Annotated in this window: 10 protein-coding genes; 8 read left to right on the top strand and 2 right to left on the bottom strand. The window is 49.9% G+C overall.

Annotated features, from left to right (window positions below):
* Positions 1-2 precede the first annotated feature (2 nt).
* Both cas3 and SGI98_08935 read right to left on the bottom strand, forming a co-directional pair.
* Positions 3-2,198: a CRISPR-associated helicase Cas3' gene (gene cas3 / locus SGI98_08940; GenBank protein ID MDZ4743526.1), complete on the bottom strand. Its 2,196-nt coding sequence runs from the start codon at positions 2,196-2,198 to the stop codon at positions 3-5.
* A 309-nt stretch (positions 2,199-2,507) separates the two neighbouring features.
* On the bottom strand, positions 2,508-2,660 hold the full coding sequence (locus SGI98_08935; protein ID MDZ4743525.1) for a hypothetical protein: 153 nt from the start codon (positions 2,658-2,660) through the stop codon (positions 2,508-2,510).
* 7 nt (positions 2,661-2,667) lie between these two features.
* On the opposite strand from SGI98_08935, the gene SGI98_08930 reads away from it, so the two are divergent.
* From SGI98_08930 to SGI98_08895, 8 genes are all read left to right on the top strand, one after another.
* Positions 2,668-4,632, top strand: a complete 1,965-nt coding sequence (locus tag SGI98_08930) for a CusA/CzcA family heavy metal efflux RND transporter (GenBank protein ID MDZ4743524.1) — start codon at positions 2,668-2,670, stop codon at positions 4,630-4,632.
* Between the two features lie 58 nt (positions 4,633-4,690).
* The gene (locus SGI98_08925; protein ID MDZ4743523.1) at positions 4,691-5,155 is read left to right on the top strand and encodes a hypothetical protein; all 465 of its coding nucleotides are present in this window, start codon (positions 4,691-4,693) and stop codon (positions 5,153-5,155) included.
* Positions 5,156-5,328: 173 nt separating this feature from the next.
* Complete coding sequence (gene fabD, locus SGI98_08920; protein ID MDZ4743522.1) at positions 5,329-6,255, top strand: ACP S-malonyltransferase; 927 nt, start codon at positions 5,329-5,331, stop codon at positions 6,253-6,255.
* Positions 6,256-6,367: 112 nt separating this feature from the next.
* Positions 6,368-7,111 carry a 3-oxoacyl-[acyl-carrier-protein] reductase gene (fabG, locus tag SGI98_08915; protein MDZ4743521.1) on the top strand — a complete coding sequence of 248 codons (744 nt, stop codon included), beginning with the start codon at positions 6,368-6,370 and terminating at the stop codon, positions 7,109-7,111.
* Between the two features lie 36 nt (positions 7,112-7,147).
* Complete coding sequence (gene acpP / locus SGI98_08910; protein ID MDZ4743520.1) at positions 7,148-7,393, top strand: acyl carrier protein; 246 nt, start codon at positions 7,148-7,150, stop codon at positions 7,391-7,393.
* 162 nt (positions 7,394-7,555) lie between these two features.
* Positions 7,556-8,803 carry a beta-ketoacyl-ACP synthase II gene (gene fabF / locus SGI98_08905; GenBank protein MDZ4743519.1) on the top strand — a complete coding sequence of 416 codons (1,248 nt, stop codon included), beginning with the start codon at positions 7,556-7,558 and terminating at the stop codon, positions 8,801-8,803.
* A 166-nt stretch (positions 8,804-8,969) separates the two neighbouring features.
* Positions 8,970-11,510 carry an ATP-dependent helicase HrpB gene (gene hrpB, locus SGI98_08900; protein ID MDZ4743518.1) on the top strand — a complete coding sequence of 847 codons (2,541 nt, stop codon included), beginning with the start codon at positions 8,970-8,972 and terminating at the stop codon, positions 11,508-11,510.
* A 66-nt stretch (positions 11,511-11,576) separates the two neighbouring features.
* On the top strand, positions 11,577-12,365 hold a 789-nt coding region (locus SGI98_08895), incomplete at its 3' end, for a 5'-3' exonuclease H3TH domain-containing protein (protein ID MDZ4743517.1).

The following is a 12,365-nucleotide window of genomic DNA, read 5'->3' as shown; positions in this document are numbered from 1 at the left end:
AGTTAAACAATACAATCTTCATCACTAGGTCCCTCCTCGTAAATATCAGCTCCTGTAACCTCATCATACCATCCTTCCCAAATAAAAAAACCTTCATTAACTTCAGAAATCCTGCCTGCCGCTTTGAATCTGTCAAACAACTTGACGGGAAGATTGATCGTAAAGCGTTGTAATTTTCTGAGAAGTTGATGATATGGACCAGTAATCTTAAGTTCATGGATCAACTCTTTGCCATTACCGTAGGGGACGAGCACAGTACGTTGAGCACTATCATCTATTAAACGGAACTTCGTCGCTATACTTCTGAAAGGGATGGCAAGTTCATCGTTATCGGGGATTAGATCTTTAAGGATACCCTGCCCAGTGTCATTGAGTGACGAATAATATAACTTAAAATAACGTTCGTATGAATCAGGGGCAAGTGCATCAATATTACCCATGGAGTAGAGTTCCCGTGTCACATTTTCCCCCTTAAGAAGTAATCCGGGGGGTGAGCTTTTAGGAGGGATAAAGACATGAACATGCCCTAGCGACCCTTGATCATTGAGTTTGCCTTCGCGATTACAACGCCCAGCAGCCTGCGCAATGGAATCCAATCCTGCCAGAGCCCGGTAAACTACCGGAAAATCAATGTCCACACCCGCCTCAACTAATTGAGTGCTGATGACACGAATGGATTGACCAGTCTTGAGATTTTCCTTAATTTTCCGAATCGTGAACGAACGATGTTCACCACACATCAACGTAGAAAGATGTACGGTTCCCTTGGGCATGAGTCCATGGAGTGTCCTACAATCCTTCCTTGTATTAACAATACAGAGCACTTGGATTTTTTTTCTCAGTTCCCCAGCAATTTGATCCCAAGAACTGCACGTGTTCATATCTTGAGGAAAAACAATCTCCGTTCTCTTCAACTCCTCATAAATACTAACGGAGTCCTGAATAATCTCACGGACATGACTTATTCCCGGTAATGCTGGTTGTGTCGCCGTAGCAAAAAGTACTGTGGCTTGATAGTTTTCGGTCAATTCATTCAAGGCATCCACACAGGGGCCAAGTAAGTCAGGAGGAAGTAATTGAGCCTCGTCAAGTATCACAATACTATTTTGTAAATTATGTAGTTTCCTACAACGGCTTGGCCTGGCGGCATAAAGAGACTCGAAGAATTGGACATTCGTCGTTACAATAATTGGGGCATCCCAGTTCTCTGATGCTAGTTTACTCTGCTGGGTTTCCTTATCTGAATTAATATTACTGTGATGTTCAATTACATTCTCGGATCCGAATATTTCTCCTAGGATAGCAGCTGTCTGTTCAATAATACTTGTGTAGGGAATAACGTATATGATCCTGTTGTTCTGGTGGACTGTCGCGTGTTCCAAGGCAAATGCCATCGACGAAAGTGTCTTCCCCCCTCCTGTCGGCACAGTCAGGGAAAACAGCCCCGCTTTTTGTGAACCTGCGGCACGACAAGAATCTAATACTGTTTTGCGGATTTGATTAACTTTTGTTTGTGGAGCATACTTCGTTTTTTGTCTCATGAAACCATCAAACTTATCTTTAAGTTCATTAAGCCCCACGGAACTACGCCTTTCTGCTGAACGTTCTGGCGACATGAATGCTTCTGTTCGTAAAAAATCTGCATCAACCAAACATGAAAACATCATGCGAATCCAAAAATGCAGATTTTTACGGGTGATATGACAAGGAAGCGAATTGACAGGTTTTAGCTCCTTGTCAACAAATCCTATCAAGTGACGAACCGCATCAATATTCTTTTTCCCCTCATTAGACAGCCTGACTAAAAGTGCTGCATTTGCTGAATCAGATGGATGCCAATCCGGTAAACCGGCATGATGCCCTGCAATGATATAGGAAAGAATCCTTCCATAAAGCCGTTGACCAGAATTAAACTTTTCCTCTGCAAATGCTGCTCCTGCACTTGAGTGGTTAATCCTTCCGCCCACACTATCATCGGTCTCCGAGGGATCGAACCCGTTTTCTCGGAGTAAATAGTTCTGAAACTCTGGAGCCACCTTCCCTAAATCATGTAACCAGCCAGCATTATGAAGCCAACTAGATGATCCTATCTTTTCCGCAAATTGTACCGCCAAGGATGCTACTTCATCCAGATGAATCTCCAGCTTTTCCCAGTAATCGGGAGAAGTATTTGGAAGGCTGTGTGAGTATAAATTCATTTTTATTATTTGTAATACCCCTTTAATTTACTACTACCCCTAGGACATCTACAGACCTATCCTAAAAGATTAATTTTAAAATATTCCCGCAATCCGACACTTAAACTGAAAGATCATCATAAAAATAACTAAAGAGCTTGAACAGAAGATATTGCACTATAATCTGCGAATTTAATCTTACGTTAAACAATCTAATTACCGTGATAAATCATTATATATAAATGATATTCTAAAGTTAAATTAAGGTAATTCCTTTGAAAGTTATCTCCTAGTTCTCCATTAAGAATTCGGACAATCATTAACAATGTATCAAACTAGGGGAAACTGGCGGTAGTATTCCTCCAGCAAATAGGAAAGGGCGGAAGCATCCACTCCCGAGAGTCGCTCATCTTCGAAATTCAGAAAAACAAGCGTTTCACGTTTCGCTCCGGCGGCGATCCCACTTTCCTTTCTCTTTGCCATCACGGGGATGGTACAAACGAAAATATCGGGAAATCTCATGAGCTTGGGCGCAGTCGATTTTGGGCTGATTATAGATGGAGCGGTAGTCATGGTGGAGAATATCATCCGTCATCTCGCCCATCGGCAGCGTGAGCTCGGGCGTGTCCTGAGTGTCAAAGAGCGTTGCCATGAGGTTCTCATCGCTGCCAAAGAGGTGGGTAGCCCGATGTTTTTTGGGATGCTCATCGTGACGGTGGTGTACATACCCATACTCGCTCTGACGGGTATCGAGGGGAAAATGTTCAAGCCCATGGCTATTACCGTCATGATGGCATTAGTCGGTGCGCTTGTGCTGGCCCTGACCTTGATGCCTGTTTTGTGTTCTTACTTTCTCGGCGGGAAGATCGAGGAAAGGGATAGTCGTCTGGTCACATTTTTTAAAAACATATACACTCCACTATTGCTCAGAGCGCTCCGTCGCCGGTGGATATTTGTCAGTGGAGCCCTCATTTTATTTATTGCATCTTTATTCATTTTGAACCGAATGGGCAAGGAATTCATTCCCCAGCTCGATGAAGGATCTTTCGCCACACACATGATCCGCACTACAAGCATCGGCCTGGATAAATCGGTGGAAATGCAAATAGCCTCAGAAAAAGTGCTGCTCAAAAAGTTCCCGGAGGTCACCTATACCTTTAGCCGCATTGGGACCGCGGAGGTGGCGACAGACCCCATGGGGGTGAATGTTTCTGATAGCTACATTTTCTATAAGCCACAGAACGAGTGGACTACAGCCCGGAGCAAAGAGGAGTTGGCTGGTCTGATGAGCAAAGAACTCGGGATTCAGGTTCCCGGGCAGGCTTACCTTTTTTCCCAGCCCATCGAAATGAGGTTTAATGAAATTCTGGAGGGTACGCGTGCGGATATCGCCGTGAAAGTTTTTGGGGATCAGTATGATGAAATCGAGAGGATCGCCACAGAGGTCCGCGAAATTCTTGAGAAAGTGCCAGGGTCTGCCGAGGTGGAGTTCGACGCACTGGGTAAAGCTCCCCTGTTGGAAATATCTCCCGACCGTGAAGCGATGAAACGTTATAACGTCCACGTTTCCGAAATCAATGAGGCCGTTTCCACCGCACTGGCAGGGATGGAAAGTGGTGTGGTCATCGACGGGAATCGGCGTTATCCGGTGGTCGTCCGGTTACCTGAGGATATCCGCAATGACATGCAGGTGATGAAATCGCTGCCGGTGAGGACCTCTGAGGGAGGACTCTTAACCCTCGGACAGGTCGCTGAGTTTACAGTCGGGGAAAAGGTGAACTCAATTTCCCGTGAGCTAGGTCAGAGACGGGCGGCAATCATGGTCAACCTACGGGGCCGGGATGTGACAAGCTGGGTCGAGGAGGCCCGTGAAAAAACCGATCAGATCAAGCTCCCCCCAGGTTATCGCATCGAGTACGGAGGCCAGTTTAAAAACTATATTGAGGCATCGAGACGATTGATGGTTATCGTTCCTCTGTCCCTGGCACTGATCTTCATTCTGCTATTCTTTAGTTTCGGTTCTCTGCGTCAGGCGGCGCTCGTCTTTCTCTGCATTCCTTTGGCTGTGACGGGAGGTGTCCTCTCTATCTGGTTACGCGGTATGCCCTTTACCATTTCGGCGGCGATTGGATTTATCGCACTCTCTGGTATCGCCGTACTTAATGGTGTGATGCTTGTTTCTTTCATTAACCAGCTACGCGAACAGGGCAAATCCATCCGTGACGCCGTGGTAGAAGGGACGCTGACCCGTTTACGCCCAAAGCTAATGACCGCGATGGTCGCCGCGCTGGGCTTTCTGCCGATGGCCTTTGCAAGCGGGGCAGGTGCTGAGGTGCAGCAGCCTCTGGCCACGGTAGTGATCGGAGGAATCATTACCTCCACATTTTTGACATTAATCATTCTCCCCATCCTCTATGACTGGATGGAGACGCTTATCGAGAGAAAAAGTCTTTGAACCGTAATGTGCCAAAAAATATTTTTAAAAAAATAACCCAGAGAAAGAGCAGAAGTTTATGAAATACTTATTCACCTTATTGATCGCCATTCTCATGACTACGATGACCGCCTGGACGGCAGGTGATCATCATAATGTCGCCGGACCCAGTGGCGGCAAGATTCTCGAAACGAATTTAGGATATATTGAGTTCTACGTCCAACCGGATCGAAAAATCCGTATGACCCTCCTCGACGAGCAAATGAAAGCTGTTCCCGCCGGAGCACTGGTAGTCAGCGCGAGTGCCGAGACAAAGACCGGCAAGGTGGCCCTCGAGTTTGAGCGATCGGGAGATTTTATAATCTCAAAAACCGCGCTTCCCGAAGGCAACGGATATCGCATCGTTCTTCAAATCCGTAAGGATGCCTCTGCTAAACCGCAGAATTTGCGTATCGATTTTAATTCGGAGATATGCGGGGGTTGTAAACTGGCTGAGTACGCCTGCATTTGCGACCATGCCGGGTCAGGACACAGCGGACATTAAGGTCACAGTATCAATGAGTTAGTCTTCTGGGAGTGGTTGATTGATGTTCTTTTTTTAGTTTGCTCACCTTTCTGCCCACGGGGTTTCGGGAGCAAATTGCTCATGGGGCTACGGCGGCGAAAAAATCTTTTTGATTGCGTGGAATCCGTCATTTCGCATACTCGTCGCCAATTATGAGTAAAACGTATTGTCTTTTATTTGCCGGGCAGGGTGCGCAATCAGTGGGAATGGGCCGTGATCTCGCGGAACAATTTGCTGAGGCCCGGGATGTGTTTGAAAAGGCTGATACCATCCTGGCGCGCAAACTCTCCAGGATTTGTTTCGACGGCCCGGAGGGGGAACTGACCAAGACATCGAATTGCCAGCCCGGGATTTTCACCCACAGCATGGCTGCCCTTGCTATACTCAGGAAAAATAAGCCGGATTTACAAATCGGGGCCTGTGCAGGTTTGTCCTTGGGAGAATTCACCGCTCACACGGCTGCCGGGACTTTTTCTTTCGAGGAAGGTCTCAAGCTTGTGGAGCAACGCGGGACATTCATGCAACAAGCCTGTGACGCCACCAAAGGAGCTATGGCATCCCTGATCGGTGCTGATGAGGCGACGGCCGTGCAAATTGCGCAAGAGGCCGATGTGGATGTGGCTAATTTTAATAGCCCAGGGCAAATTGTCCTTTCCGGGGAAGCTTCGAATATTGCAAAGGCTGTGGAAGTGGCAAAAGCCAAGGGGGTGAAAAAAGTGATTCCCCTGACGGTGGCCGGGGCCTACCATTCCCGCCTTATGAAATCCGCTCAGGAAAAGCTGGGGGCTGTTTTAGCTGGAATGACTGTGGGCAAACCCGTCGAACCAGTCGTCGCAAATGTCTCTGCGCAATTTGCCCTGGAGCAAGGCGAAATCCGCCACACCCTCACCGAGCAAGTGTGTGGATCGGTCCGCTGGGACCAGTCCATGCAATATTTAATCGGGAAAGGTTACACTGATTTTATCGAGCTCGGCCCCGGTAATGTCCTCTCGGGACTCATGCGCCGGATCAATAAAGAAGCGGTTGTTTACACGATGAGTGACGTAAAATCACTCGAGGAAACCCTGTCAAAAATTTAATCGGAAGATAGGGAATCTAAGCCAAGCCGGTTTTGTAAAGATATTAATTTTTTAAAAAAAGGATTGGCAAAAGGCAACGGACACATTAACAGGGAAGCCATTCTTACAACTCATGGAAAAATCTCTAACAGGTAAAATCGCTCTCGTCACTGGTGCCGGTCGCGGCATCGGCAAAGGAATCGCACTCAAGCTTGCCCGTGAAGGGGCAAAGGTTATTGCCGTGAGCCAATCCGAGAGTTCCTTCAAGATGGTTGAGGAAATGCGGGCGGAAGGCCTGGAGGCCGAGGCCGGCCAGCTTAACGTCGCGGATTTCGCCGCCGTTCAGGAATTTGCGGAGAAACTCTGGGGTGTCCATGGCCGTCTGGATATTATTGTGAATAATGCCGGGGTCACCCGAGATACACTCATGATGCGCATGAGTGAAGAAGACTGGGATACGGTTTTGGATATTAATCTCAAGGGCGCTTTTAATATTTGTAAAGCTTTCACGCGCAATTTGCTCAAGCAGAAAAGTGGCAAAATCATCAATATTTCCAGTATTGTGGGATTGATCGGTAATGCCGGTCAGGCAAATTACGCAGCCTCCAAAGCAGGGCTGATCGGCCTGAGTAAATCCCTTGCCCGTGAGTACGCTTCACGCGGGATTCAAGTTAATGTGATCTGCCCAGGATTCATCGAAACGGACATGACCGGAAAATTAAACGATGAAATTCGTCAAAATTTACTTGCAAAGATCCCCCTGAGCCGTTTTGGTGGCACCGAAGATATTGCAAATGCCGTTTGGTTCCTGTCCAGTGACATGAGTAATTATATGACAGGACAAGTAATGACAGTGGATGGGGGAATGGTTATTTGAACAATTTTTTGAAACACTAATCGTAGGAGAAAATATATGGCAGACAAAAGCACTGAAGATCGCGTGAGAGAAATCATTGTGGAACAACTCGGGGTTACTCCCGAACAAGTGAAGCCTGAAGCTTCCTTTATCGAGGACCTCAATGCGGACTCCCTGGATACAGTAGAGCTCGTCATGGCTTTTGAAGAGGAATTCGGCGTCGAAGTCCCTGATGAAGACGCTGAAAAGCTCCAGTCGGTGGGCGACGTTATTCGCTACATCGAAGAGAAGCAAGACAAGTAATACCTCACATGTTTTGATTTTCCGGCATGGGGGAAGGGAATTTCCTTCCCCCGTGCTTTCTGGAAAATTCCCGAAAAGGTTTTTCACCTCCCCCAGCAAGATTTAATATTTTTTAAAGTGCGGGCTTGCTACATCGGCAAGTTCGCGTTTTTGTAATTAATTATGAGTGAACGTCGAGTCGTCGTAACCGGTATAGGTATTGTCTCTCCCCTCGGGATGGACTTGGACACCCTGTGGGGCAATTTGCTCGCGGGGAAAAGTGGTGTCAGCCGCATTGAATGTTTTGATGTGTCCGGCTTTGATTGTCAGATTGCCGGGCAAATCAAGGATTTCGATGGTTCAAAGTATTTTAAGAATCCCAAGGATGCCCGCCGTAATGACCGTTATTGTCAGCTCAGTGTGGCTGCTTCCGGGAAAGCTGTGGCAGACGCTGGTCTTGATTTTAGTAAAATTGATTGCACCCGTGTGGGGGTTTATGTCGGCTCAGGTGTCGGCGGGATTCTCTCCCTTGAAGAAGGGTATCGGATCCTCCGTGAAAAGGGTCCTTCCCGTGTGTCCCCCTTTATTATTCCCCAGCTCATTAGTAATATCGCTGGTGGGGTCATCGGCATCGAGCACGGTCTCCAAGGCCCGAGTTTTTCAATCGTCTCCGCTTGTGCGACCGCCGCCCATTGTATCGGCGAGGCTTATAAAGAGATCAAATGTGGTGGGGCTGACATTTTCTTGGCCGGTGGTGCGGAAGCAGCCATTGGCTCCCTCGGGATCGGCGGGTTTGCCGCTATGCGTGCCTTGAGCACCCGCAATGATGATCCGACAAAGGCTTCTCGTCCTTTTGATAAAGACCGCGATGGATTCGTCATGAGTGAAGGTTCAGCTGTTTTAATTATGGAGGAGCTCTCCTGCGCAAAGGCTCGTGGTGCGAAAATCTACGGTGAGATCATCGGGTATGCAAATACCACGGATGCTTACCACATTACCTCTCCCGCCCCTGAAGGTGCCGGTGCCGCTCGTTGCCTGAAGCTCGCCCTCGCCGGGGCCAAGCTAAATACCACGGATGTGGAGTATATAAATGCCCACGGCACATCGACCCAGACCGGGGATATTTGCGAAACCCAGGCGATTAAGACTGTTTTTGCCGATCACGCCAAAGTCCTTTCTGTCAGCTCCACAAAGTCCATGACCGGTCACTTGCTCGGCGCTGCCGGGGCGATCGAAATGGCTGTCTGTATCAAGGCGGTCCAAGAGAATATAATCCCGCCGACTATTAATCTCGATAATCCCGATCCTGAATGTGATCTGGACTACACGGCCCATACGCCCAAGGAGCGCACGGTCAATATCGCCGTAAATGACTCCTTCGGCTTCGGCGGCCACAACGCCGTCGTCATCGCCAAAAAATTCCTCGGATAATTTCAAAGGGCTATTTACGGCGTAGAGGACAATCCTTTCGACCTGCGGGGTGTAGGTCACTGGGCAGGCTTTCACTTTTTTTTCTCTCTCTATAACCTATTCGATGGGGAGATGAATTCAGGATTCTTCTGGCAAAAAAATGTGTTCGCCGTTTTGATGGGGGTTTATGACGAATCGGGACTTACCCATTTACCAGATTGAAGAAGACTTCCTCGCCGCGCTGGGCGTGTCGAAACGGGTGATTGTCCACGCACCGACGGGGTCAGGTAAATCGACACAGGTGCCCCAGATGCTGCTGGAACGGGGGTTGGCCGACAATGGACAGGTCATGATTCTTCAGCCTCGCCGTTTGGCCACGCGGATGTTAGCTGCGCGGGTCGCGTCCGAGCGCCGTGTGCGTGTGGGTGACGAGGTGGGTTACCAGATCCGTTTCGAGGATTATTCAGGATCCCAGACTCGGATTAAATTTGTGACGGAAGGCATTTTGTTGCGCCAAATGCTATCGAATCCCCGACTCGACGGGATCGGGACGGTTATCTTTGATGAGTTCCATGAACGTCATCTTTACGGGGATATCACGCTAGCCAGGGCTTTACAGATCCAGGAAAGTATCCGCCCGGATTTACAGATTATCGTGATGTCCGCGACGCTGGCGGTCGAAGAGCTCCGTGAATACCTCGGAGCTAGTACAAAGGTTATTTCCAGTGAAGGACGCACGTTCCCGGTGGAAGTGAGCTATTTGCGCAAGGCCGACGAGTCTCCGGTATGGGACCAGGCCTGTGAGGAGTTCGAGCGTTTGGTTGCCTCCGGGGTGGAGGGGGACTTCCTTGTTTTTATGCCGGGAGCATACGAGATTAATCGCACGGTGCAAATGATCCAGGCCAGCCGTTCAGCCAAAGGTTTTTTGGTCCTGCCTTTGCACGGAGAGCTCCAGCCGCGTGACCAAGATGCCGCCGTAGCCCGTTATGAGGCGAGGAAAGTGGTTGTATCGACTAATGTCGCCGAGACTTCCCTGACGATTGACGGGGTCCGTGTCGTTATTGATGGTGGTCTCGCCCGCATTCCGAAATATGATCCGCAACGGGGGATAAATACTTTATTGATCGAAAAAATCTCCCGTGCCTCCGCCGACCAAAGGACAGGGCGCGCCGGGCGTACAGCCCCGGGCATTTGTCTGCGTTTATGGACCGAGGCTGATCATAGGTCACGCCCCGAGCAGGAGATTCCCGAGATTAACCGGCTCGATTTGTCGGAAGTCATCCTTACTTTAAAAGCCGCTGATATCGAGGATATCCGCACTTTCCGCTGGCTGGAATCGCCCAAACCCCAGCTCCTCGACCGGGCCGAAACCTTGCTCAAGGACCTCGGGGCATTAGAGAGTGCTACCGGGCATATTACTCCGCTGGGGCGGCGCATGCTTTCATTCCCCGTGCATCCGCGTTATGCTCGTATGTTGCTTGCGGCGCAGGATTACCACTGTGTTTATCCCGTGGCCTTGATTGCGGCCTTGACCCAGGGCCGGAATATCCTGCTCCGGGGGGGAGGCAAGGAAATGAGGGAGAACCGCGAGGATATCCTGGGGGGCAGTGCGGAGTCAGACTTTTTTATGCTCATGCGCGCTTGGACCTTTGCGGATAAACGTGGATATCATATTGATACCTGTCGCAAACTCGGCATCCATGCCCAGTCCGCCCGTCAGGTGCGCCCTCTTTTCGAGCATTTCCTGCGTATTGCAAAGGAGGAAGGTCTCGACACGGAGCCGGGCCCCACCAATGACGAGGTGATCCAGAAATGTATCCTGACCGGGTTCATCGACCATCTGGCCATCCGTCTGGATGCGAGTTCGCACCGTTGCCAGATCGTTCACGGGCGTAAGGGGAATTTATCCCGCGACTCGATCGTCACCCACAGTCCCCTGGTAGTGGCCGCGGAAGTCCAGGAAATCGAGGGCCGTGACCGGGAACTCAATGTGTCCTTGGAGATCATCACGGCCGTCAAAGAGGAATGGTTACGCGAGATTTTCCCGCAGGATTTCTCCGAGGACATGGAAACAATCTTTGACGCGATCCAACGCCGGGTCACTAGTGTCCGACGCAAACTCTTTAAAGACCTGCCCCTGTCACTAAAAAAAACCGATGAAGTCGACAAGGACGGTGCCGCCCGCATTCTCGCCCTCGAGGTACTAAAGAAGAACCTGATCCTCCATGAATGGACTGATGAGGTGAATCAATGGTTTATCCGTGTGAATTTCCTCGCGAAAAATTGTCCAGAACTGGGCATTGCCGCTCTGGCCAAAGAAGATATCGCGGCATTAATCGAGCAGTTTTGTTATGGAGCGGTCTCTTATAAAGAGATCAAGGATAAACCCCTCTGGCCCATACTCCGCAGTTGGCTCAATAGCAGCCAGCTCCCGCTCATCGATAAATATGCGCCGGAAAGATTAGAGCTGCCCAGTGGGAAACGCGGGAAGATCGAGTATTTCGGTGATGGCACGACCCCGAAACTCAGCACCACAATCCAGAATCTTTTTGGCCTCAAGGCCACGCCTTCCATTGCCATGGGCAGGGTCCCTCTCCTCGTCGAAATCCTCGCCCCGAACCAACGCCCCGTCCAAGTCACCCAGGACCTCGCCGGCTTCTGGACCGAGCATTACCCAAAGCTCAAGGCTGAACTCTCCCGGCGTTACCCCCGCCACGAATGGCAGTAAAAAATCCTGGACTCTGAGGGAAATCCCTTGCAAAGAGTGTGCTCTCTATTATACGGTTTACCCCCTATGAGACTCCTGCTTGTTGATGGCCATTATTACGCTTACCGTTCATTTTATGCGGTTACGGCACTGACGAATTCCCAAGGTGAGCCTACTAATGCGGTGTATGGCTTCGCTAAAGCCTTGCGTCGGATGCTCTCCGACTTGAAGCCTGATTTGGCGGTCGTGGTCTTTGACGGAGGATTACCCGCCGAGAGGATGGAGCTACTGCCCCAATACAAGCAGAACCGCTCTGAGATGCCCGCGGACATGTCCTGCCAGCTACCGGTCATTGACGGGATCACTGAGTTACTCGGGTTCCCCCGGATCGTAGTCGAGGATCAAGAGGCTGATGATGTCATCGCTAGTTACGCCGTGGCGGCAAAGGCCGCTGGCTGGGAAACGGTCATCGCCACGAATGATAAGGATATCATGCAGCTTGTGGACGGGAGCTTGACGATTTATTCCCCCGGTAAAGACGGGCAATTTTCCCTGATCGGTATCGAGGGAGTGCGAGAAAAATGGGGTGTGTCCCCCGCGCAAATTGGGGACGTGCTTTCCCTGACCGGGGACAGCGCCGACAATATCCCGGGCATTCGAGGTATCGGACCGAAAACCGCCGCTGCTTTGATCAACCAATTCGGCACGATCGAAGCCTTGCTGGAAAACCCCGCGCAAATTGCCAAAGACAAATTGCGCGAGAGTATTCTGGCCGGTGTCGACCAGATTAAAATCAACCGGCGGATGGTGGAGCTGAATACCAGGCTCCCGTTGCCGCGGGCCATGCAGGAATTTCAAGTCGTCCCGCGTTACCCG

The sequence above is a fragment of the Verrucomicrobiota bacterium genome, assembly GCA_034440155.1.
Taxonomy (GTDB): Bacteria; Verrucomicrobiota; Verrucomicrobiia; order JAWXBN01; family JAWXBN01; genus JAWXBN01.
Note: the sequence above shows the minus strand (reverse complement) of the source record. Positions and strands in the feature narration are given on the sequence as shown.

Coding starts and splice junctions, on each gene's coding strand:
- cas3 (MDZ4743526.1), bottom strand. CDS start 2,198: ATGAATTTATACTCACACAGCCTTCCAAATACTTCTCCCGATTACTGG.
- SGI98_08935 (MDZ4743525.1), bottom strand. CDS start 2,660: ATGGCAAAGAGAAAGGAAAGTGGGATCGCCGCCGGAGCGAAACGTGAA.
- SGI98_08930 (MDZ4743524.1), top strand. CDS start 2,668: ATGGTACAAACGAAAATATCGGGAAATCTCATGAGCTTGGGCGCAGTC.
- SGI98_08925 (MDZ4743523.1), top strand. CDS start 4,691: ATGAAATACTTATTCACCTTATTGATCGCCATTCTCATGACTACGATG.
- fabD (MDZ4743522.1), top strand. CDS start 5,329: ATGAGTAAAACGTATTGTCTTTTATTTGCCGGGCAGGGTGCGCAATCA.
- fabG (MDZ4743521.1), top strand. CDS start 6,368: ATGGAAAAATCTCTAACAGGTAAAATCGCTCTCGTCACTGGTGCCGGT.
- acpP (MDZ4743520.1), top strand. CDS start 7,148: ATGGCAGACAAAAGCACTGAAGATCGCGTGAGAGAAATCATTGTGGAA.
- fabF (MDZ4743519.1), top strand. CDS start 7,556: ATGAGTGAACGTCGAGTCGTCGTAACCGGTATAGGTATTGTCTCTCCC.
- hrpB (MDZ4743518.1), top strand. CDS start 8,970: ATGACGAATCGGGACTTACCCATTTACCAGATTGAAGAAGACTTCCTC.